Here is a 22731-nt window from a genome sequence, read left to right as displayed (position 1 = left end):
TTGAGGGTATCGATCGCTCCCTGCACCTTAGACCCCCACCGGCGTTGCGGCCTTGCGAATGTTGACGACGCGCGCTCGCGCGCCCGCGGAGAGCGAGTTGGCCGCGCGTCCCGGCAAACCGCCGGTCAGCACGACGATCCCGGGACGCATGCCGGGACGCACCGCAACCACCATGTCGCGCAAGAGCATCCGCTCGCACTCCAAATCGATACGATCGCCGTTTTGCAGGCCGTACAGCGTGGCATCTTGCGCACCCAGCGATGCGTGCGGCAATGGCCGCAGCGACGCGATGCGTTCGTCGTGCGCGCTGGTTCCGCCGCCGGCGAAGACGGCGGAGCGTACCACGACGGTAAGCCCGTCGGAGGGTGCGGGCGCCGGCCGGCTCGGGGCTGCGGAAGCGTATCGCCGGTCGCCGAAACCGCCCTCGACCGGTGGTTTCGCGCACAGTGCGATCACGCGCGCGTCGAGCTCCTCGCTCGTCGGCAACGGCACCTCGTCGAAATGCTGCGCCAAGCCGATTAACATCTCGAAATCCGAGAGCGCGCTTTCGGGCGCCTGCAACGACTGGTTTACCGGAAGAACGTCGCCGGTGAGATTCGTGGTCGTGCCGCCCTTCTCGAAGGCACCCTTCGCCGGAAGGACGAGCGTCGCCATTTCGGCCGTCTGCGTCATAAAGAGATCGCTGACCACCAGGAACGGTACGCGCTCGAGCGCCGCGCGCGTTGCCGCAGCATCGCTCGCGTGCAACACCGGATTGACTCCGAAGAGCGAGAGCACGTCGAGGCGGCCCTCGCGCGCCGCCGCGAACATCGCCAGAGTATCCATGGCGCCTTCGCACGGGAGCATCCCCATCGTTTCGGCACCGCGAGCGTTGGCTTGTTCGGCCGTGATATACGTGCGCAGACCGGCCCAACCCGAAGCGGCCTTCGCAAGCTCCGCGCCGAGCTGCAGGTCGACGCCGTCCCAGACGAGCGCGATGTTTTTGGCACCGCTCGGCATCGCCTCGATCGCTTGCGCGACCGTCGCGACGTCGGTGCACGCGACGTTCGGCTTACCTTCTGTCGGCGCGATGCGGATCAAGGTCGCTCCGTTACGCGCAACCGCTTTGCGGATCCGCAGGTCCATCACCGGTGCGCGTTCGGCCGGAGATTCGCCGGCAATCACGATCGCATCCGCGCGTTCGAGTTCGGCATAGGTTCCGCCGGAGGGGCCGGGGCCGGCTTGGCGTTGCGTGCCCGCGCGCCAATCCAAATTCTCCACGCCGAGCGCGCGGAACAGGTACTGCAAGAAGAACGCTTCTTCGTTAGTGAGGCGTCCGCCGCCGATCGCGCCCACGCTCGCGGCGCCGTTGGCCGCGATCGAGGACTTGATGGCCTTCGCCCAGAGACTGAATGCATCGTCCCAGCCGATCTGGTGAAACTCGCCGTCCTTGCGATATAACGGCTGCGTGATGCGCTCCGCGGAGGCGTAGAAGCCGATGTTGTAGCGTCCCCGATCGCAGAGCCATCCGTCGGAGATCGCATCGTCGCTTTCAACCGACATCGTCCGCAACGGGATCCCGAAACGGACGTCGACCATCTGCTGGCAACCGACGGCGCACTGGGTACAACTGGTCTGCGTGCGTTGCAGATCCCAGGGGCGCGATTTGAAGCGATACGTTTTGGACGTCAACGCACCGACCGGACATATCTCGGTCACGTTGCCGGTGAAATTATGCCGGTAGGGCTCGCCCGTGGCGGTCGCGATAATGTCGCGTGCTCCGCGATCCTTCAGAACCAGTTGATTCTCTTGCGCGATGATATCGTCGAAGCGCACGCAGCGCTGACAGACTACGCAGCGTTCTTCGTCCAGCACGATCGTCGGCCCGAGATCGACGCCCTTGGGTTTGCTGGTCTTCGCATCCGCAACGTCCGAGCTTCCACGCCCGTACGCCATGGCGTAATCCTGGAGATCGCATTCGCCGCCCTTGTCGCAGATCGGGCAATCGAGCGGGTGATTCACGAGCAACAGCTCCAAAATCATCGAACGTCCGGTATCGACTTTGGCGTTCTGCGTGTGCACCACCATGCCGTCGCTCACCGGCGTATTGCAGCCGATCTGCAGTTTGGGCATGCCTTCGACTTCCACCAAACAGACGCGGCAGAGTCCGGCGGGCCCGAGCTTGGGGTGGTAACAATAGACGGGGATCTCTTGCTTGATCGTCTTGGCCGCTTCGACGATGAGGGTGCCTTTGGGCACCTCAACCGCGACGCCGTCGATCGTGAGACGTACGAGATCCGGCTGCGTTGGAGTAGAACTCATTGTGCGGAGGCCGCCATGGCAGTTGATCCATTCTGGTGGAGTGACCGCGCATCGATGCGCGCTTCGAACTGTTCGGGGAATCGATTGATGACCGATTTGAGGAACGGCTCGATGGAGTCGCCGAGCGCGCAGAGATTCAATCCCGTAATCGTACTGCTCACTCGCCGGATCATCTCGAGGTCGCTGCGCAACCCGCGCCCTTCGACAAAGCGATGCAGCACCGTTTCGAGCCAATGGCCGCCCTCGCGGCACGGGGTACACTGCCCGCAAGATTCGTGCGCGAAAAAGCGCACCAGGTTGAACGCGCACTTCACAAAGTCGGTCGTATCGTCGAACACGACGAACGCGCCCGATCCGAGCATCGAACCGGCCTTTGCCATGCTCTCGTAATCGTACGGCCAGTCGAGATGTTCTTCAAAGATGCACGCCGACGAGCCGCCGCCGGGCTGTACCGCCATCAACGTGCGCCCCTCGCGCAGGCCGCCGGCGATCTCGATCAACTCGCGCACCGTCGTTCCTAGTGCCACTTCATAGTTGCCCGGCTTGCGCACGTGGCCGGAGATCGAGATGATCTTGTAGCCCTTGCTGCGCTCGGTCCCAACCGCGGCGAACCACTCCGCACCTTTTTCGAGAATCGGCACGAGATACGCGAGCGTCTCGACGTTGTTCACGACGGTGGGCATGCCGTAGAGTCCGGCGATGGCGGGGAACGGCGGCTTGAGGCGCGGCTCGCCGCGTTTGCCCTCCAGCGAGTTCAGCAGGCCGGTCTCTTCGCCACAGATGTATGCGCCCGCACCGCGATGCACGGTCACTTCGAGATCGTATCCGGTCCCGAAGATATTCTTTCCCAGCAGGCCGGCGGCTCGCGCCTCATCGAGCGCCTTCGAGAAAATCTCGAAACCGCGCTTGAATTCGCCGCGAATGTAGATGAACGCGTGGTGCGAGGCGATGCCGTAAGCGCCCAGCAGAATGCCCTCCAGCACTAAGTGCGGAGCCTGCTCGAGCAACATGTGGTCCTTGAACGTTCCGGGTTCGGCTTCGTCGCAATTACAGACGAGATAACGCGGCTTGCTGTCGTTCGGCAGAAACGACCATTTCTTTCCGGTGGGGAAGCCCGCGCCGCCGCGGCCCCGCAGGCCGGAGCGATCCGCCAGCTCCAAGACTTGCGCCGGCTGCAACTCGCGTACCGCGCGTTCCCATTGCTTGTAACCGCCGCGATCGCGATACACCTTGAAATCGCGCAGATCGACCTCGCCGATACCGGCGGTCAACACTTTAGTGACCGGCATGCTGCTCCCCGTCCTCTAGGACGTCGTATACCGCGCGCGAATCGCGAACGAGCCGTTCGTTCGAACGTTCGCTAAACGCGATCTCTTTGTTGACGAATCGATCGAGCATGATCACGCCGCTCGCGTCGCCGAGCCCACCCGCGTTATTGGGACGGGCCACATCGGTCGCACCGGGTGATTTACGCCCGGTCGCCACCTGGTCGTCCTGCTTGATCGCCCAGGTCGACTCCGGTGGCCGCGTCTGCGCAATCGGCGCCACCGAGAACGCCCCGCCGCGCATCGCTTCGATCATCTCGTCGATCGCGGCCGGCGTCAGATCGTAGAAAAATTCGAGGTTAACCTGCATGCACGTGGGCCGATCGCATGCGGCCAAACACTCGACTTCCTCGTACGAGAAGAGCCCGTCGGCCGTCGTCTGCAGATGGCCGATGCCGAGCTTCTCGCGGAAGTAGGCCATGATCTCTTCGGCGCCGTTGATCGTGCACGAGAGTCCGCGACAGACCTGCAGCACGTATCGGCCGACCGGCTTGCGAAAAAACAACGAGTAGAACGACACCGTAGACTCGACAACCGCAGGCGTGAGCTCCAGCATTTCCGCCGTCGCGCGCATCGCCTCGCGGCTGGCGTAGCCTTCGTGTTGTTGAAAGAGATGCACGATCGGCAGCAAGGCCGAGCGCGGGTGTTCGTACTGCGCGATCAGGCGCTCGCACTCCGGGCGCAGACGTTCGTACAACGTTTCGAAACTCTGCATCAGCGGTCGACCTCACCGAAGACCGGATCGAGCGATCCGATCGAGACGACCAAATCGGCGATGAGGTTACCCGGCGCGATGCTCTTTAGCGCCTGCAGATTGTACATGCTGGGCGGGCGCGTCCGCACGCGATACGGGCGATTTCCGCCATCGCTCACGATGTAGAAGCCGAGTTCGCCGCGCGGCCCCTCGACCGCGTGATAGACGTCGCCCGGCGGCACGCGAAAGCCCTCGCTCACGATTTTGAAGTGATGGATCAGCGCCTCCATCGAAAGCGCGATCGTTTCCTTGGGTGGGGCGGCGATTTTGGGATCGTCGACCAAGACGGGCCCGGGTGTATCGAGTTTGGCTCGCACCTGTTTGATGATGCGGTGCGATTCTTCCATCTCATCCAAGCGGACGAGGAAACGCGCGTACGCGTCGCCTTCCGTACGGGTGGGAATATCGAATTCATACTCTTCGTAACTCGAATACGGAAACGCGCGCCGCACGTCGTACGCCACGCCACAGGCACGCAGCGTCGGCCCGGTGCAGTTCCACTGCAGCGCTTCGTCGAGCGAGAGTACGCCGACGTCGATCATGCGGTCCTGCAGAATGGGATTGGCCTGCAGCAGCCCGCGCAGATCGCGCATGCGCCCGGGAAACTTTTCGATCAGCGCATCGAGCTTGGCGAGGAATCCATCCGGCAGATCGCCGTTGAGGCCGCCGATCCGCACGTAGTTCGGATGCATGCGCGCTCCGCCGGCCGCCTCTTGCAGATCGAGAATGTTCTCGCGCAGGTCGAACGTGTAGAAGAACACCGAAAGCGCGCCGAGATCGATACCGCCGGTCCCAAGCCAGACGCAATGCGATGCGATACGCGTCAACTCGGCGAAGAGCACGCGGATCGCTTGAGCGCGCTTTGGAATCGCGTCGGTAACGCCGAGCAACTTCTCGACCGCGAGGGCGTAACAGAGCGCGTTCGATTCGGGCGCGAGGTAATCCATGCGCTCGATCACCGTCTGCGCTTGCGACCAAAACAGATTCTCGGCCGATTTCTCGATGCCGGTATGCAAATAACCGATCTCGGGCTCGGCCTTCACGACCGTCTCGCCTTCGATCTCCAACATCACTTGCAGCACGCCGTGCGTGGACGGATGCTGCGGGCCCATCGAGAGCACCATCGAGTTACCGTCTTGCGTGACGATCTCGGGGGTGAGGGGCGTTGCCGACAAACTACTCATGCGCCGCTCCATCCTGTGCGGCCGCTCGCTTGATCTGTTCCTGCAAGGCTTCGAGCGTGCGCCCCGACGGGGGCGTCCCGGCCTGAACGTTCGATTTCAACGCGAAGCTGGGGCGCGGCGAGCGATCGCGCTCGGGGCCGCGCAACGGATAGTCTTTGCGCAGCGGATGGCCCTCCCACTCCTGCGGCATTTGAATGCGTCGGAGGTCCGGGTGGCCGTCGAAGACGATGCCGAACAGGTCCCAAACCTCGCGCTCGGCCCAATCGGCGGATCTCCACAGATCGACGACGCTGGGCAGATGCGGGTCCGCTCCGTCCACACCGCACAGCACGCGCACGCGCGCCGGGGTTCCGACGGTTGCCACCGAGGCCGCCGCATTCGGAATCTTCAGCAGATGATAGACGACGTCGAAGCGCGGTGCTCGCTGCGGGTAATCGACCGCACCGAGATCGAGCAGCATCGTGAAGCCTTCGCCTTTGAGCGCTTCCAATCGCGCGCGCACGCCGCGCGCATCGACGCGTTCGATGACGGCATCGTCGATGGCGGGGCGCAAGCTCGGCGGGTCGATCGCCGCACCGGCGATCGGCGGCGATTGCGTACTGGGCATGAGAACCTCTTACTGAAGCAAAGCTAGGAGCGCGCCAGAATACCGCCGCGACCACCCTCGCGGATCTGCTGCTGGATCAAATTGATGGCATACAGCAGCCCATCGGGCGTCGGCGGACAGCCGGGGACGTAGACGTCGACCGGAATGATCGTATCGACGCCCTGCACGATCGCGTAGTTGTCGAATACGCCTCCCGAGCTTGCGCAGGCACCCATCGATATCACCCATTTGGGGTCGGCCATTTGGTCGAAGATGCGCTTGACGACGGGGGCCATCTTCTGAGCGACGCGGCCGGAAACGATCATCAGATCCGCTTGGCGCGGCGAGCTCCGAAAGACCTCCGAGCCCAAGCGCGCGATATCGTACTCGGGCGCGGTAGCGGTCATCATCTCGATCGCGCAGCACGCAAGGCCCATGGTGAGCGGCCAAACGCTCGAGCTCTGCGCCCATCGCGCGACGTCATCCACCCTCGCGAGCAAGAATTGGCCGGGGCTTATCTCCATTGAAAGCCCCCCTTCTTCCACACATAGGCGTAACCGATGCCCAGAACGATCACGAATACGACCATTTCAACCAGCCCAAAGACTCGGAGCGAATGCATGCGCACCGCCCACGGATAGAACGACGCAGCCTCGACATCGAAGATGACGAAGAGCATCGCGATCAGATAGAAGCGCACCGGGAAGCGCCCGGCCACGGCCGAGGTCGGTTCGACACCGCACTCGTACGCTTCGTCCTTTTGGGGGTTGGGTTTACTGCGGCCGACCAAACCGGGCAGAAAGGTAAAGAGCAGCGCCGCAGCAAGCGCGACGCAAAGATAGATCGCAACCGGACCGTACGGATTCATGGCTCCTGTTTTTTTTCACTCCGTCGTCCGTTTACCTGGGAAAATATCGGTTCGAGTGGGCCAATTTGCCCCGCTGCTGCAAAACACGCAGCGTGCCGGAGGCTTCGTCTCGATGGGAATGGTACTCTCACCCCATGCGCAATGCGATCGTCGGCGTCGCCCTTCTCCTCTTGCTGGGAGCCAACGGCGGCGGCTGCAACAACGCCGTCGTCGGTGTCCAAGATTATGGCACGGTCACCGGCCGCGTGCTGGATTCGACGACGAATCGCCCCATCGCCAACGCGATCATCTCGGTGGGCTCCATCTATACGGCCACGGCCGACACGCAAGGGGCGTTCACCTTAGTACGCATCCCCATCGGCAACCAAACCGTGACCGCACGCTCGCCCGGCTTCACGACCGATAGCGCCAACGTCGAAATCAGCAAGGATCAGACGACCCAGGTCGGCTATCTGCGGCTCACGCCCGTCGCCATGCCCTCCGACCAGTCGACGCTGCCGCCTCCGGCGACCCCAACCCCCCCGCCCAGCGTCGGGCCGGCGCCTACGGCGACGCCGACGATCGGGCCGGCACTCTCCAGCACCCCGGCGCCGAATGCCACAGCCACACCGACGATCGGCCCGGCCTTGCGCGGCACGCCTCCGCCAAGCGTCAGCCCGATCCTCACCCCGCAACCGTAGCTCCCTCGGCGGCCGGGCAGGTGCGAGCGCTCCCGCACGCAAGTCTGCTCGACCATGTTCGTAGCGATGAGCAACGGCGCTATCGCGCTTGCCGCGATCCTTCTGATCGCCGCGACGTTGAGCGACGTCTTTCAGTCGGTGATCGTGCCGCGCGCCGTGGGACGCCGCTTTCGTCTGAGCTCGTACTTTTGGAAAACGATGTGGTGGCTCTGGCCTCGCCTGGCATGGAAACTCTATCCCAACGATGAGGAGCACCGCGAAGATCTGCTCGCCATCTTCGCGCCCGCAACGCTGGTCCTGATGCTGGCCTTTTGGATTTTGCTCCTGATTTTCGCCTACGGCGGCTTGTTCTGGGCGATGCGTGAGCAGATGCGGCCTTCGCTGCACACGTACTGGGCGGCGGTGTACTACGCTGGCGTCTCATTCACGACCATCGGCTACGGCGACATCGTCGCGCGTTCCGGGCTCGCGCGCGCGGTCTCGCTCTGCGCCGGCGCATCCGGTTTGGGCGTGGTCTCCATCACGACGGCCTATCTCTTTGCGCTGTTCGGCACGTTTCAGGCACGGGAGCAATTCGTCGTTATGGTCGGAGCGCGCGCCGGCTCCCCACCGAGCGGCGTCGGCATGGTCACGATCGCCGGCTTCGCCAACAATCGCGACGATTTGGCAAGCACGTTGCGCGACGGGCAACGCTGGATCGCAAGCGTTATCGAGAGCCACCTCGCGTATCCGGCGCTGGCTTATTTTCGCTCGAGCCACGATTACGAATCTTGGATCGGCACCCTGGGAACGCTGTTGGATGCTTCGGTGCTGTTGACGACAACCGTCCGCGACGCAACCGGCGAAGCGCGAATCACCTACACGCTGGGACGACACGCCGCGCACGATCTCGCCAAATATTTCCTGCAAGATAACGCGGAGAACACTCCGGGCATCGATCGTAGCGAGTTCGACCGCGCTTGCGAACGATTGATCGACGCCGGCTTTACGCTTCACGACCGCGACCAAGCCTGGGAGCGCTTTTCGAAACTGCGTTCCACCTACGCGCACGATCTCAACGCGCTCGCACGCGCGTTCCAAATCCCGCCGTTACAGTGGGTCGGCGACCGCACCCTCATCGCGCCGGCGACCGTTCATCCAATACGGACGCCGGTGCCGTAAGCCGTCACTCGTTAGAGACCGTGGCGGGAGTGGTGCTTGGGGAACCGCTGTTGGATTTTACATCCTGTAAAATCCAACGCTGCTACGTTTTTTTGGCAAAGCGAAGCTTTGAAGCAAACATCCTGTTTGGGCCAAAAAAATCGCAGCTTCCCCAAGCACCACTCCCGCCACGGTCCCTAACGAGTGAGCCTCACCTAGAAGCCGTGTTGTGCGTCGTAGCGATGCAGGAAACGTTTCGCATCGTCGATCGGTAGCGCGAAGCCGATACTGGGTTCCTCGCCGATGCGGGCTTCAACGACGCCGACGATCTCGCCGGTATCGGCAAGAAACACGGGGCCGCCGCTCTCGCCCGGCACGACGGCAAGCGACATCTCGAGCGCATTCTTGCGCACGGCCGAGAGCGTGCCGGTCACGAGTGACGTCCGCAGGCCGCCGTCGATTTCGTCGGGGATCGGATAGCCCATCAGCGCGACCTCGCGACCGGTTTGCGTTGCCAATTCGCCCGACGAACCGAGTGCGACGACGGGAAGATTCGGCCGGGCGATACGCACGAGTGCGATATCGTTGACGGGATCGAGCGCGATCACTTTGCCCGGGACTTTATGGGTATTGCCGACCGTCACGAACATATGCCATGCGCCGCGTACCGCGTGTCGCACCGTGAGGATGTCGCTTCCCCACGCGCCGCTAGCCACCACCGAGCCCGATGCAAAAGAAACGTCGTACGCATCGCTCGCATGCTCGGGGGGCAGACGCATCGCCAACATCACGACCGACGGCTTTAGCTTTTGCACGATCGAAACGAGACGATCGTCGGGATAGCGCGGCGCGCAGGCGCAGAGGAGCGCCGCAGCGCATGCCAGGCCGCAAAGCATTCGCTTTCGGATCATTTAGGATACGCCTTCGGCTTGCAATCGTGTCGCGATCGCTTCTCGGAGGGCGTCGAGCCCCTGGCCGGTGGTCGCGCTGACCGCGATCGAGTCCGCTTCATGCGGAATGTTTGGAGCTGCGTCGCATTTATTGAAGACGATGATGCGGGGCGTGGCGTCGAGCTCCAAATCGTGCACGATGGCGTCGACGGCGACGCGTTGACGCGGCCAATCGGGGTTGCTGGCGTCCAAAACGTGAATCAAGAGTTGAGCCTCGCGCAATTCTTCGAGCGTCGCGCGAAAGGCGTTGATCAAATCCTTGGGGAGATCGGTGATGAAGCCCACCGTATCCGCCAGCCGCACGTAGCGATCGGGAGCCAGATAGACGCGGCGCACCGTCGGATCGAGCGTGGCAAAGGGTTGATCGGCAACCAGCGCATCCGATTTTGCAAGCGCGTTGAGCAACGAGGACTTGCCGACGTTGGTGTAGCCGACCAGCGCGACCAGCGGCTCGCGATGCGGCGCCGCGCGGCGCGTTCCCCGTTGGCGGCGCACGTCTTCCAGAGCGCCGCGCAACACGGTCACGCGATGTTGGATGCGCCGGCGATCGACTTCCAGCTTGCTCTCGCCGGGTCCGCGCGTGCCGATGCCGCCGCCGAGCCGCGAAAGGTCTGCACCGACGCCGATGAGGTTTGATTGCCGGTAGCGTAATTGCGCGAGCTCGACTTGGAGCTTTCCCTCGCGGCTGCGAGCGTGCGCGGCGAAGACGTCTAAAATCAACATCGTGCGATCGACGATCGGCACGGAGATGATCGCTTCGAGGTTCTTACGCTGACGCGGGCGCAAATCGTTGAGTACCAAAATCAAACCGGCGTCGCATTCTTTCGCCAGCGCCGCGATTTCGTGCGCTTTTCCACTGCCGACCAAGGTCGCGGGATCGTACGCGGCGCGTTTCTGCACGATGCGGGCGATCGGTTGGGCCCCGGCCGCGATTGCAAGGGCTTCGAATTCGAGCAGTTCGGGGTCGATCGGTCGTGCCGGGTCGTCGAGATCGACGGCGACGACGAGCGCGCGGGCCGAGTTTACCTCGCCAGCGGTGTCAAACGTTCGATGAGCCAGTGGAGTCCCTTTATATAACGTGGTCCCGGCCGATAAAGCCAATCGGCATCGGGGAGTTGATAGACGTGCCCCTCGCGAACCGCGCGCAGATCGCGCCACGGCTCACGGTTTAGCACGCTTGCAAGTTTGGTATCCGAGCCGTACACGATCGCATCCGGCTGATCCCGCAACAGCGCTTCCTCATTATATTCGGCATAGGGGAGGCGTACATCTGCCGCAGCGTTGCGTCCGCCGGCAATCGCAATCATTTCGGCGATGTAGGAGCCGTCGCCGGCCGTCCAAATCGGCCCCGTACCGAGCGCCACGAAGACGCTGGGATGGCGTTTGAACGCACGCGTCCGCGCATGCAAGGCAGCGGTAGTTCGGCGCAATCGTTCGATTTCGGCGTTTGCCCGCGCCGAATGTCCGCTCAGACGACCCAAGGTGCGAATGGCGCTAAAAACATCGGCGTAGGAGTCGTTCGGAACGATCCGGACGTCGAAGCCGGCGCGAACCAGAGGCTCGAGCAAGCGCTGCTGCGAGGGAATGCCGACGATCGCGTCAGGATGGAGAGCGACGATCCGCTCGACGTCGATGCTCGAGACGTCGGCGACCCTGGGCAGAGCCCGCGCGGCCGGCGGGAAATCGGAGAATCGCGAGACGGCTACCACCTGGCTCCCCGCACCGACCGCGAAGAGATCCTCGGTGAAGGCGGGGAGCAGCGAGACGATGCGCGGCGCGTGGGCGGGGCGCGACGGCCGAGCAACCGGCGCGCAAGCCGCGAAGATCGCGAGGAACGCTAGGGCAAAAACGTGGCGGGACGTGATGCGAAACATGTTGGCTGCGCTTTCCTGCTGTTCCGGCTCGGTTCCGCCCGTCTTCGGGAGGTTCGGCGGCATGTCTCTGCTAATAGAGCGCGCCTAAACGTTTGCGCGGGAAGCCGGTTGAAATCCGGCACGGTCGCGCCACTGTACGCGGGGAGCCGCCCACCGTCACTATCTCGTACGAGATGGGAAGACGCGGGCACGACGGCTACGATCCGCAAGTCAGGATACCGGGCAGACGTCACAACGTATCGTCGTTCCTCGCATGAAGGAAGGGATCGCCATGTTCCGCGTTTTCATGCTGCGCGCGCTCTGCGCCGTAGCACTCTTGCTCGTTCTTCGCGCTCCAGCGGGGGCTGCGACAACGCCGGCTCCCACCCCGTCCCCGATTCCTCAGATCGCGCACGTGCAGACCGCCGATCGCTCCGAGACCACGTTGCGCAACAGCGTGCGCACCGTGTACGTCGTCACCGCAGAGCAAATCGCACGCAACGGTTATCGCACCGTGGGCGAGGCCATCGCGGCGGTTCCGGGCGTCGAGCTCGCATCCTACGGTGCGATCGGAGCCTCGGTTTCGTATGGCATTCGCGGCAGCAACTCGGCGCAAGTTTTGGTCCTCATCGACGGGCTTCCGGCACCGGGATCGCTCGGCAACGGCGTCAATCTCGGGGTTCTACCGACCGCCGGCGTTCGGCGCATAGAAGTCGTCGAAGGCGGCGGTTCGACGCTGTACGGGACCGGCGCGATCGGCGGCATCATCAATATCATCACGGCCGGACGTACGCCGGCGAAAGCCGATCTGCGCGTCGGTAGCTTCGGCGATCGCGAAATTACCGCGAATGCCGACGGCTTCACGTTCCAGCGCATCGTTTCAAAGAACGGCTATGCGTTACCCTCCGACGGCACGACGCCGACGACGCGCGCGAACGCCGATTACGAAGCGACCTCCGTACACGCCGCGTTCGATCGAAAACTCGGCGGCATCGAGGCTTCGCTCCGAGCCGGGTTGACGTCCGACCACATCGGTGCGCCGGGGCCGACCGGATTCTTCTCCTCCTCTAGCCGTGAGGACGACGTGAATGCAAACGCCGATCTCACCCTCACGCAGCGCAGAGCGCAATCCATCGCGACGCTCCAACTCGGCGGTACGCGCCAACAGATAGCTTTCGGGTGCGATTCGGTCAACGACGCAAACTGCTATCAGCCGGCGACCGCGGTAAGCACGGAGTCGCGTACCGACTTCGGCTTGCGCAACGTCGTGAGCGGAGCTTCGGAACGGCTCATCTACGGCATCGATCTCTCGCGCGGCGTCGTGCGCAGCGACAGCGGTGGAACCGCAACGCCGGGCGTCACCTTCGCCGCAATCGCACAGTCCGCGGCGTACGCGCAGGAAAACGTCCAGCTCGGTGGCGACTCCTCGGCGTACGTCGGCATTCGCGGCGAGCGTGACGGCGCGCTCGGCGGCGAATTTTCCCCGTCGATCGGCGCGCGCGTTTCGCTCGGTGCGGGATTGTCGCTCAAGGCCAACTATGCCAATGCGTTTCGCGCACCGAACGCCGTCGAACTCTACTTTCCCGGCTACGGTAACCCAGCGCTGCATCCGGAGCGCGCGCGAGTCGGCGATCTCACGCTAGTCGACGACCACCTCATGGGCGGCGTTTCGTTCGGGTGGTTCACGAATCGCACCAACGATTTAATCGTTCCGGTTGAAGTCGATCCGGTGAACTTCATCTATCAGCCTGAGAATATCGATCGCGCGCTGCTCCAAGGATTCACGCTGGACGTGCGCACGCGTCCATACCATGGCGTGGTCACGGGACTCAACGTGACCGATCTCTATAGAGCGCAGGATCTCGTCGCGCAATCGCGCCTCCCTCACGACCCGGTGATCAGCCTCAACTTGCACCTCGATATCAGCGGCGGGAGATCCACACTCTTGCACGACGCCGGGATAGCCCTCCGTTCGGTCGGCGCGAACGCGGCGGTCGATCCAACCCAACCGCTCTTCGACCAAGCGGCGGCATTTACGAGTGTGGACGCGTTCGCGCGTTTTCGTGCCGGTCGCCATGCGCTGCTGTCGCTTCGCGGATACAACCTTGGGAACGAGCGCTACGCGCAGGTGTCCGGTTATCCCATGCCCGGGCGCTCGTTCGCGCTCGAGTTAACGACCAGATAGGAACGCGAGCCGCATGCTCCTCCGACTTGCCGGCCTAGCGGCGCTTGCGCTGCTTGCAGCCTGCGGCGGTCTGCTCGTCGGAGGCAGCCCGCTCGCTACGACCGACGTGATGCAAGCGCTCTTGCATCCGGCGCATGCGAGCGCGGTAACGACGATCGTGTGGCAACTCCGGATGCCGCGCATCTGCATCGCGATCGTAGTAGGATCCTCGCTCGCGGTGGCCGGGGCGCTCTTGCAGGGGATGCTGCGCAATCCCCTTGCCGACCCCTATCTCACCGGCGTGAGTGCGGGCGCGGCGGCTGCCATTTCCATCGCCATTCTCGCCGGCGTGGCGCCGCCGCTGACGCCCGGGATCGGATTCGTCGCTGGCCTCGGCACCGCGATCCTCGTCGCAGCCCTTGCGCGACGCGGCGGCGGCGTCGATCCCAATCGGCTCATCCTCGCCGGCATCTCGCTCTCGGCCCTTTTTTCGGCCGTCGTCGCCCTGGTCCTCACGCGCGCCCAATCGATCGACTACGAGCAACAGATCATCGCGTGGTTGGCGGGATCGCTGGCGGGCCGCGGCTGGCACTCGCTCGCGGTCGCTCTCCCGTATGCGACGCTCGGCATGGCGCTCGCGCTTTTTGCCATCCCCGCGCTGAACGCGTTGCGCGTCGGCGACGTCCGCGCACGCGCCGTCGGGCTCGACGTCGGCCGTTCGCAGTGGCTCATCCTGATCGCATCGTCACTCCTAGCGGCAAGCAGCGTCGCACTCGCGGGGATCGTCGGCTTCATCGGCCTGATCGTTCCGCATTTGGCACGTCGCGTCGTGGGCTCCGATGCGCGCGTCTTGCTTCCGGCGTGCGCGTTCTGCGGCGCCGCGCTCTGCCTGGTCGCGGATGCGATCGGCCGCACCATCGTCGCACCGTCCGAACTCCCGATCGGCGTGCTCCTGGCATTCATCGGCGTTCCCACCTTTCTCTATCTGTATCTGCGCTCGGAGGCACGCACGTGATCGAACTTCGCGATCTCGGCGTCTCAATCGACGGACGGATGCTGCTGCGCGACGTGAACGCGAGCGTCGAGCCCGGAGAGTTCGTCGCCGTTCTCGGCCCGAACGGAGTCGGAAAGACCACGCTGCTACGAGCGATCGCCGGCGTTCGTCCGCACGCAACCGGAAGCATCGTCGTTGGCGGCGAGGCCGTCGATCGTTTGCGGCCCGCTCAGCGCGCGCGACGCATGGCGTTCGTAACCAGCGACGACGCGCTCACCGACGCGCTCAAAGTCGCCGACGTCGTCGGCATCGCACGCTTCGCTCACCACCGTTGGTGGGAGTGGTCGAGCACTCCGGACGACGAGGCCGCGATCGAACGTGCGTTACGAGCGGTTCGCATGGAAGCGTATCGCGAGCGATTGTTTTCGACGCTTTCAAGCGGGGAACGCCAACGGGTGTGGATCGCGATGGGATTAGCGCAGGAGACGCCGGTGTTGATCCTCGACGAACCGACCAGCCATCTCGACGTACGGGTAGCGCACAAGATTCTCGCATTGTTGCGCGAGGTCGCGCGGCGCGGCCACACCGTTTTGTGCGTGCTGCACGATCTCAACGAGGCCGCAGCCTATGCCGATCGCCTGATGCTGCTGGGCTGCGATCGTCTCCTCGCCTTCGATCGCCCAAACGCGGTCCTCGCCGGGGACGCGATCGAGGAAGCATACGGAATCGAGATGGAACGCGTCCGGCTCCCGGACGGCCGGCTCCGGGTTTTCGCTCGCGACGCCGTACTCTAACTCTAACGCCTTGGATGTCGTAACATGCTGCGCACGTCGGTCTCGAGAACCCAGCCGCCACGGCCGCGATAGCGCCCGCTGACGATGACGATGCCGATCGCGTCGTCCGCGCGATCGCTGTATTTCGATTCGACGAATCCGGCAACGCAAGTGACGATGCGCGCGCGCGTCCCCGGCTCGACGAGCAACGCGTGCGGAAGCAGCGCTCGGGCTTGGTCGAACGACCCCTGCGCGTACGAACGCATGCGAAAACGCGAATCCCATACGAATACGTCGGGATCGTCGCTGGTACCGTACAAGACGACGCGCGCGCCGATGGGGAGCGTGCACTGTGCCCTGAGCGCACCCTGCGTCATCGCGACGCACGCCAGCACGATAGCAAACGCATACAACGCCTTACGCATCGCTCACCTGCGGATCCCGCACGCGAATCGCCAGGATGGCGAGATCGTCTCGCATCGTGTTTCCGCCCAGCGCTTTGACCCGAGCGATCAATTCGTCCGCCAGCGGTTGCGGGTGCACGCTGCTCTGCTCGATCAGCCGCATCGCGCCCTCTTCGTGCAATTGCTCGCCCGAGCGGTCCCGAGCCTCGGTCAGGCCATCGGTCGCCAGCACCAGCATGTCGCCGTCTTCCAGGAAGAGCGTCTTGGTCTCGAACGGCTCCTCCATGACGCCCAGCACCGGCCCGGTCACCGCGAGTTGTTGCACTCCGGTAGAACGTCGAACGAATGCCGAATCGTGCCCCGCGCTGGCATATCGCAGCTGGAGCGTCTGCGTATCGAGCACGCCCACGAACATCGAAACGAACAGGTACGGATTCTCGACGGTCTGGGCGAACGCGGTATTAAATTCCGCAAGCATCGCGCCGGGATCGCGGCGCCGCAGCGCGATGCCGCGGATCGTAAACTTGATGAACGCGGTGATGACCGCCGCGTCGACGCCCTTACCGCTAACGTCGGCGATCAAGACGAGCGCGAGATTTCCCGACAGACGATACACGTCGAAGACGTCGCCGCCGACCGCTAGGTGGCTGCTCGCCGCGAGATACGCGCTCCCAACCTCGCAATTGGGCAACGGGACGTGCTGGCTGCGAAACGCCCGTTGCAGAATCTCGGTGGTCGTGCGCTCTTCTTCCAACTCTTTGCTCACACGCGAGCCGTAAGCGTTGAAGAGGATGGTCATGAGGCCGAACACCAGCAACCAAAACGCGCGGACGTACAGCGTTTGATTGATTTGCGTCTGCGTGCTCAGGGCCAGCGCCGCATTGGTATTCGCGAGGACCAAGCGGATGGCGTCGGCGGTTCGGTTTTCGTAATCGGAGAACGCCTTGTTCTGCTTATCGATCTCTTCCATCGAACGATCGGGCCGCGCGAGCATCGGCCGCGCAACCTGGGTACGCCATTGTTGTTGCAGCGTGGCATACTGCTCGAGCATCGTCAGGGCGCCGTTGAGCTGCTCGGCCTCCAAAGCCAAGCGAACGGTCTGTTCCTTGCGATCGAACGACGCCACCGCGCCGGCATACTGTTGCAGATAGAAGAGATCGCGGTTGAGGATATAGCCGCGGACGGAATTCTCTTCGTCGATTTGCAAACGCAGCAGCTCTTCAAGTGCCACCTGCGCCTGCTCGATGCGCGACTGCCGATCGAAGGTTTGCGCGATGCTGGCCCGCGTCTGGAACGCTCCCTGCACGGCGACCGCAAGGACGATAACGAGAAAGACCGTAAACACAAGTGTTCCGGTAACGCGGGAAAACGGCGATTGCCTCGCCTTCACGAACCCAACAGAGGTCGCACCGCCAACCCTTCCGAACGAGAAACCGTCATGCCAACGCAGATCGATCCGAGTATTTTCAAGTCCTACGACGTCCGCGGAATTTATCCGTCCGAGATCGACGACGAGGTCGCATATCGGATCGGACGATGCTTTGTTTCGCTACTCGGTGCCAAGAAAGTCGTAGTGGGACGCGACATGCGTCCTAGCGGCGAGAATCTCTTCGAGGCATTCGCTCGGGGTGCGACCGAGGCCGGTGCGGACGTCCTGGACATCGGCAAGGTATCCACCGACGCGCTCTACTTCGCAGTCGGAAAATATGGCTTCGACGGCGGCGTTATGATCACGGCCTCGCATAACCCCGCACAGTACAACGGGATGAAGTTCACGCGCGCGCGCGCGGAGGCGATTTCGCTCGACACCGGGCTATCGACCATCCGCGATAACATCCTGGCCGGACGCCTCCCCGAGCCGGCCGCTAGTCCCGGCCATATCGAACGGCGGAACGTTCTGGACGCGTTTGCCGAGCATTGCCTCTCGTTCGTCGATCGCTCGGCGATCAAGCCGTTCAAAATTGCGGTCGATGCCGGAAACGGTATGGCCGGCGAGACCGTGCCGTACGTTTTCAAACATCTGCCGTGCGAAATCGTGCCGCTCTACTTCGAACTCGACGGCAGCTTTCCGAATCATCCCGCGAGCCCGATCGAACCCGAGAATATGGCCGATCTCCAGGCCGCGGTGAAGAAACACGGCTGCGACGTCGGCGTGGCCTTCGACGGCGACGCGGATCGTATGTTCATCGTCGACGAACGCGGCGCTCTGATCGATGGCAGCACCGTCACGGCCCTAGTCGCCCTGAACACGCTCAAAAAATATCCCGGGTCGCGCATTCTCTACAACTTGATCTGTAGCCGCAGCGTCCCCGAGCAAATCGAGCGCGCCGGCGGCGTACCGATTCGTTCGCAAGTGGGCCACTCGATCATCAAAAAAATCATGCGCGAGCGCGACGTGATGTTTGGCGGAGAGCACTCCGGCCACTTCTACTTCAAGGACAACTGGTATGCCGACTCGGGGATGATCGCATTCCTACAATGCCTCGAGGTCTTCGGCGAGGCCGACGCTCCGGTCAGCGACGTGATCCGTCCGATCGATACGCGCTTTCGCTCCGGGGAAATCAACAGCACCGTTCACGACATCCCCGCGAAGCTCGCGCAGTTGCAAGCCCACTATGCGGACGCGCAGATCGATCATCTCGACGGCGTTACGATCGGTTACCCCGATTGGTGGATGAACGTGCGTCCGTCGAATACCGAGCCGCTCCTTCGGCTCAACGTCGAAGGGGATTCGCTCGCATTGATGGAGCGCCACCGGGACGAAGCGCTAGCGCTGATTCGGCAATAGCAGCAACCCAAGGACGAATTTCCTTCGAATGAGTCGAGTCGATACCGATGCTATGCGGCAGTACGAGCAAACGCGCGACGATTTGGTCGCGCAATTGCTCGTACTCGAACCGCTGCTCGTCGAGCGCGATCTTAGCGAGGTTCGGTCCGCCCGCAAGAGACTGCAGGGCGACACGTTCGTCCTGGCGGTCGTGGGAGAATTTTCCAGCGGAAAGTCCTTTCTGCTCAACGCCCTGCTGGGGAAGTTTCGTTACGAGCAGACGAGCGCGGGCACGCAACTCGCCGGTTTGCTCGCCACCGACATCAACCCGTCGACGGCGACGATCACCGAGCTTAATTACGGCAAAGAGACGCTGGCCACCGCGGTGTACGAAGACGGGCGTACCGAGCGGATCCCCCTCGATCGGCTCAATCGTTTTATCGCAGTCGGGAACGGGGACGTGGGAACGATCCACGATGCGACCAAAGGTGAAGCCGATGCGCCCTCGCGCGTCGTCGTCGCGACGGATTCTCCGTTTTTAGAACGCGGCTTCGTGCTTGCCGATACGCCCGGCCTCGCCTCGATTAACCCGGCGCACCGCCGGGCCACGCTGCAGTTTCTGCCGACCGCCGATGCGGTGCTCTACCTGATCGATTCGCAACAGCCGTTCACCGAGGGGGATGCCGCGTTCTTAGGCATTGTCCGGCAGCACATCGACTCGATTTTCATCGTGCAGACCAAGATCGATCTTTGGCAGCAGCCGCAAGCCGACGGCCGTCCCGGATGGGAGCACGCCTACGAGCGCATTGCCAATATGGCGGCGATTCACGCGCCCGGGACGTACGTCTACGCGCTTTCGGCTCGAGAATACGTGGACGGCGTACTGACCGGCGATCCCGGGGCCGTCGAAGCCAGCCGCTTTCCAAAGTTTTTAGCGGCGCTGGACGCCTCGCTCATCAGGCGAACCGGGCGCGCGCGGTTACGTCGAGTCGCATCGCAGGTAGATGGAGCCGTGGCCGATACGCTCGACGACATCGGGCGCGACCTCGACATGCTGGCATTGGATGCGACGTCGCTGAGCGAACAGCGCGCGATGCTCGTCCCGGCATTGCGAAACGTTGACGAACGCGCGAGAACGGAGCACGAACGTATACTGCGCGGCGGGATGCAAGAACGCAAACGGATCGACGAACGCGGCCTCGACCTCGCGCAAGAGTTGGAACGAGCGCTCTCGCAGGGATTCGATTCCGCCGACATCGCGCGGTTACGCGATCGCGCTCGGCTCCATATTATCGTCGATCGCGTCCTGGCCGCGGTCGTCGCGGATTTCGCCCGCGATGCGGCGCAGGCCGTGTGCGACGATATCGAGTCGTCCCTGGAACGCATCGAAACGATCGCATCGGTGCGCTGGAGCGCAAACGATGCGGCCGCGCGCGCGTTCGGTGCCGAACCGAGCACGAGTCTTTGGAGCGGGAACGTCCGCGCCGCCGTCGCCGCAACGATCGTCCTGGAGGCGATCGGCGGGCCGGCCATCGCGCTCGTGCACGACATCGCGAGCCGGTTCGCGACCCGTCAACCGGGCAGTTACATGAAGCGCGAACTCCTCGCCGATCTTCGCTCCGAGATTTTCCCGCGGTTGCGAACGCAGACGCAGGCGTTTGCGGACCGCATCGGCTCACGGATGCAACGAGTGTACGACGATCTCGCGCAGGCGCTTGCCCGCGCGGTCGTCGACAAACGCGATATCGAACTGGGATCGATAGATCGCGCGCTGCAAGCCGGCCGGGAAGGGACGCAAGAAGGCGTACGCGCCGCATTGCTCGCACGCCGAACCGAGCTCGCCGAAGGCCGCGCGCGCGTCGCTGCGACGGTCGAACACTTTATCGAACGCGACGAGGAAATCGCGCCGGCCGATGCGGGCTCCGAGGCGGTGCGCATCGCGCATGCCGACGCGGCGGCGTTCGACGCGCAGGTATACGACGCGGGGCTGCAGCCCACACGATGGAGGGTTGCGGTGCTAGGTGCGCTCCGGCGCGGTAAGTCGAGCCTTATCAACGCAATCGCGGGCAGGGTGGTGTTGACGGACGACGTCGCCGGCAGCGTGCGCTTTCCCATCCACGTCCGGTACGGGCCGAGCGAACAGGCGTTCACGCTGGATGCGCGGGGGCGCTGGGAGGAACTGCCGTTCGAACGCGCATCCGCCGCCGCCGCCGACGCACCCGTGCTCGTGCTCGTTCCGTGGGGCCTGCCGCGCGAACTGGTGCTTGTGCACGCGCCCGCATTCGATTCGGGAGACAGTGCCGCCGAGGATATCACGGTGGTCGCGGCCAGCCACGCAAGCGAGGTGCTGTGTCTCTTCTCGCGCCAGCTTTCGGATCGAGAACTTGCCGTCTACGAACGCGTAGCCGAATTCGGCAAGCCGATGACTTTCGCGCACACGATCGCCGACAACGAAGCGTCGTCCGAGCGGCGCGGCGTCGTGGAACTTGCTAGCCAGTATCTACGCGAACGTAACATCGCGAGCGAACGCATTTTTGTCGTGTCGTCGTTAGAGTACGAGCGCGCGGTCGCAGCCGGGCGCGCGCCGGCCGGCTGGAACCAGCTCGAAGCGCTGCGATCGACCCTGGAAGGGCACGCTCAGGCACATATGGCGCGCCTGGAACGCCTCGCTCGCTCGGCTTCCGAGCATGCGGCCCTCGCTGCCCCGATGCCCGAGCCCCCACCGCAAAAGGCCGGATTCTTTGCGCGGTTCCTGCGCAAGGGGCGGTGATACATGGGGCGTCGAAGCCTTAAAATCGCTCGCTAAGGAGGCCGATTACGTCAACAGGAGTTACCCTCGGCCCGGCGTTCATTGCGATCGGTGACGGCTCGTCGATGTACGGGCGGCTATCCATCGAAAACGGACGCATCGCGGCAATTCTTCCGGCCGACGGTCCATCGGATTACGCCCTGCCGGCGGGGAGCAGCATCGCTCCCGGCCTGATCGACGTGCACACCAACGGAGCGGGCGAGTTTCTCTTCAACCGCGACCAGGGCAACGCGGTGGCCGTAGCGGCGGCGGAGTACGCGCGCATGGGCGCGACGGGATTCGTAGCCAGCGTGATGACGGCGCCTTTCGAATCGATGCTGCACGCCGCGTCGGACATCGTCGATGCCGCACACGACCTCGAAGAAGACACGCCCCGCGGCGCGCGGTGCCTAGGCATCCATTTTGAAGGACCGTTTCTCAATCCGAAATTCCGGCGCGTCCACCGCAGCGATTGGCTCTTGCCGGCGTCCGCCGAGCGCGCGAAAGAGATGGTCGACGCATGCAAGGGAGCGTGCCTGCTCGTCACGATGGCGCCCGAAGTCGAGGGAGCCGCGCAAGCGATGCGGGTCTTTCTGGAACACGGTGTCGTATGCTCCGCCGGGCACACATCGGCGCGCTACGGCGATGGACTGCTCGCGATCGGTTTGGGCTTTCGTTCGTTGACGCATGCCTTTAACGGTATGCCGCCGCTGGACCACCGCGATCCGTCGATATTGGCTGCGTTCATCCAAGACCGCCGGACGTTGGTGCAAGTGATCGGCGACGGATATCACGTCTCTCCGGTTATGGTCGATATTCTGTACCGCACGCTCGGCGACCGCATCGTGCTCGCGACCGACAACATGCCGCCCGCCGATTCCGGATACCACATCGAGGGCGGCGTCATGCGCTCGGACGACGGCACCATTGCCGGCAGCGCGTTACGCATCGATCAAGCGGTGCGCAACTACATGTCGTACGCCGAAATTTCCTTCGCTCAAGCGATCGTCGCGGCGACGCACGCACCGGCGAAATTGATCAAGCACGAACACGAGATGGGGCGCATCGCTCCGGGCATGCGCGCCGATCTCTCGATTTGGGATGAAGACTACGCAATCGTTGGTACGATGGTCGCGGGGCAAGGCGTCTACGGCGTACACGTGGGGCGACCAACCGCGGCCTGATTCATCGGAGGGAGAA

The 22731-nt window shown here is 63.6% G+C and carries 20 protein-coding genes and 1 riboswitch; of the genes, 8 read left to right on the top strand and 12 right to left on the bottom strand.

All coding sequences use genetic code 11. The annotated features are described in order from the left end of the window. Positions 1-27 precede the first annotated feature (27 nt). From VMW12_08325 to VMW12_08295, 7 genes are read right to left on the bottom strand one after another with little or no spacing between them, the layout of a single operon-like run. Positions 28-2301 carry a molybdopterin-dependent oxidoreductase gene (locus VMW12_08325; GenBank protein ID HUZ49728.1) on the bottom strand — a complete coding sequence of 758 codons (2274 nt, stop codon included), beginning with the start codon at positions 2299-2301 and terminating at the stop codon, positions 28-30. Next, positions 2298-3590 (bottom strand): NADH-quinone oxidoreductase subunit NuoF, encoded by a 1293-nt coding sequence (gene nuoF, locus VMW12_08320; GenBank protein ID HUZ49727.1) that lies wholly within the window; start codon positions 3588-3590, stop codon positions 2298-2300. Before nuoF ends, VMW12_08325 begins: the two co-directional genes overlap by 4 nt. Then, the gene (locus tag VMW12_08315) at positions 3577-4341 is read right to left on the bottom strand and encodes an NAD(P)H-dependent oxidoreductase subunit E (protein ID HUZ49726.1); all 765 of its coding nucleotides are present in this window, start codon (positions 4339-4341) and stop codon (positions 3577-3579) included. Before VMW12_08315 ends, nuoF begins: the two co-directional genes overlap by 14 nt. Next, positions 4341-5504, bottom strand: a complete 1164-nt coding sequence (gene nuoD, locus VMW12_08310) for an NADH dehydrogenase (quinone) subunit D (protein ID HUZ49725.1) — start codon at positions 5502-5504, stop codon at positions 4341-4343. The genes VMW12_08315 and nuoD overlap by 1 nt, the downstream gene beginning before the upstream one ends. Positions 5505-5556: 52 nt before the next feature. Continuing rightward, complete coding sequence (locus tag VMW12_08305) at positions 5557-6171, bottom strand: NADH-quinone oxidoreductase subunit C (GenBank protein ID HUZ49724.1); 615 nt, start codon at positions 6169-6171, stop codon at positions 5557-5559. A 23-nt stretch (positions 6172-6194) separates the two neighbouring features. Then, positions 6195-6674, bottom strand: a complete 480-nt coding sequence (locus VMW12_08300) for an NADH-quinone oxidoreductase subunit B family protein (protein HUZ49723.1) — start codon at positions 6672-6674, stop codon at positions 6195-6197. Further along, entirely contained in the window at positions 6665-7018 is a 354-nt protein-coding gene (locus VMW12_08295; GenBank protein HUZ49722.1) for an NADH-quinone oxidoreductase subunit A, read from the bottom strand. Before VMW12_08295 ends, VMW12_08300 begins: the two co-directional genes overlap by 10 nt. Positions 7019-7152: 134 nt before the next feature. Between VMW12_08295 and VMW12_08290 the strand changes: the two genes are divergently transcribed. Both VMW12_08290 and VMW12_08285 read left to right on the top strand, forming a co-directional pair. Beyond that, the gene (locus VMW12_08290; protein ID HUZ49721.1) at positions 7153-7698 is read left to right on the top strand and encodes a carboxypeptidase regulatory-like domain-containing protein; all 546 of its coding nucleotides are present in this window, start codon (positions 7153-7155) and stop codon (positions 7696-7698) included. Positions 7699-7764: 66 nt separating this feature from the next. Next, positions 7765-8859, top strand: a complete 1095-nt coding sequence (locus VMW12_08285; GenBank protein HUZ49720.1) for a potassium channel family protein — start codon at positions 7765-7767, stop codon at positions 8857-8859. Between the two features lie 194 nt (positions 8860-9053). On the opposite strand, the gene VMW12_08280 is transcribed toward VMW12_08285, so the two are convergent. Genes VMW12_08280 through VMW12_08270 form a run of 3 tightly spaced genes read right to left on the bottom strand, consistent with a single transcriptional unit; the run spans position 9054 to position 11662 of the window. Beyond that, positions 9054-9749, bottom strand: a complete 696-nt coding sequence (locus VMW12_08280) for a serine protease (GenBank protein ID HUZ49719.1) — start codon at positions 9747-9749, stop codon at positions 9054-9056. Continuing rightward, positions 9750-10889, bottom strand: a complete 1140-nt coding sequence (hflX, locus tag VMW12_08275) for a GTPase HflX (GenBank protein ID HUZ49718.1) — start codon at positions 10887-10889, stop codon at positions 9750-9752. Beyond that, positions 10811-11662: a helical backbone metal receptor gene (locus VMW12_08270; GenBank protein ID HUZ49717.1), complete on the bottom strand. Its 852-nt coding sequence runs from the start codon at positions 11660-11662 to the stop codon at positions 10811-10813. Before VMW12_08270 ends, hflX begins: the two co-directional genes overlap by 79 nt. Positions 11663-11713: 51 nt before the next feature. Next, positions 11714-11904, top strand: a riboswitch (cobalamin riboswitch). A gap of 11 nt (positions 11905-11915) precedes the next feature. On the opposite strand from VMW12_08270, the gene VMW12_08265 reads away from it, so the two are divergent. Genes VMW12_08265 through VMW12_08255 form a run of 3 tightly spaced genes read left to right on the top strand, consistent with a single transcriptional unit; the run spans position 11916 to position 15593 of the window. Continuing rightward, positions 11916-13826: a TonB-dependent receptor gene (locus VMW12_08265; protein HUZ49716.1), complete on the top strand. Its 1911-nt coding sequence runs from the start codon at positions 11916-11918 to the stop codon at positions 13824-13826. 13 nt (positions 13827-13839) lie between these two features. Further along, a complete protein-coding gene (locus VMW12_08260; GenBank protein ID HUZ49715.1) occupies positions 13840-14820 on the top strand; it encodes an iron ABC transporter permease in 981 nt (326 codons plus the stop codon). Then, positions 14817-15593 (top strand): ABC transporter ATP-binding protein, encoded by a 777-nt coding sequence (locus tag VMW12_08255; protein HUZ49714.1) that lies wholly within the window; start codon positions 14817-14819, stop codon positions 15591-15593. The genes VMW12_08260 and VMW12_08255 overlap by 4 nt, the downstream gene beginning before the upstream one ends. A gap of 2 nt (positions 15594-15595) precedes the next feature. Here the strand turns inward: VMW12_08255 and VMW12_08250 are convergent, their stop codons facing one another. Both VMW12_08250 and VMW12_08245 read right to left on the bottom strand, forming a co-directional pair. Continuing rightward, on the bottom strand, positions 15596-15997 hold the full coding sequence (locus VMW12_08250; GenBank protein HUZ49713.1) for a hypothetical protein: 402 nt from the start codon (positions 15995-15997) through the stop codon (positions 15596-15598). Next, the gene (locus VMW12_08245; GenBank protein ID HUZ49712.1) at positions 15990-17321 is read right to left on the bottom strand and encodes a SpoIIE family protein phosphatase; all 1332 of its coding nucleotides are present in this window, start codon (positions 17319-17321) and stop codon (positions 15990-15992) included. Before VMW12_08245 ends, VMW12_08250 begins: the two co-directional genes overlap by 8 nt. 93 nt (positions 17322-17414) lie before the next feature. On the opposite strand from VMW12_08245, the gene manB reads away from it, so the two are divergent. The 3 genes from manB to VMW12_08230 all read left to right on the top strand — a co-directional run bounded on the left by manB (position 17415) and on the right by VMW12_08230 (position 22715). Beyond that, positions 17415-18764: a phosphomannomutase/phosphoglucomutase gene (gene manB, locus VMW12_08240; GenBank protein ID HUZ49711.1), complete on the top strand. Its 1350-nt coding sequence runs from the start codon at positions 17415-17417 to the stop codon at positions 18762-18764. 28 nt (positions 18765-18792) lie between these two features. Continuing rightward, positions 18793-21513, top strand: a complete 2721-nt coding sequence (locus tag VMW12_08235; protein HUZ49710.1) for a dynamin family protein — start codon at positions 18793-18795, stop codon at positions 21511-21513. Between the two features lie 104 nt (positions 21514-21617). Then, the gene (locus VMW12_08230) at positions 21618-22715 is read left to right on the top strand and encodes an amidohydrolase family protein (protein HUZ49709.1); all 1098 of its coding nucleotides are present in this window, start codon (positions 21618-21620) and stop codon (positions 22713-22715) included. Positions 22716-22731 lie beyond the last annotated feature (16 nt).

The organism is Candidatus Dormiibacterota bacterium, from assembly GCA_035532835.1.
GTDB lineage: Bacteria > Vulcanimicrobiota > Vulcanimicrobiia > Vulcanimicrobiales > Vulcanimicrobiaceae > DAHUXY01.
This window is presented reverse-complemented; position numbering and strand designations above follow the sequence as displayed.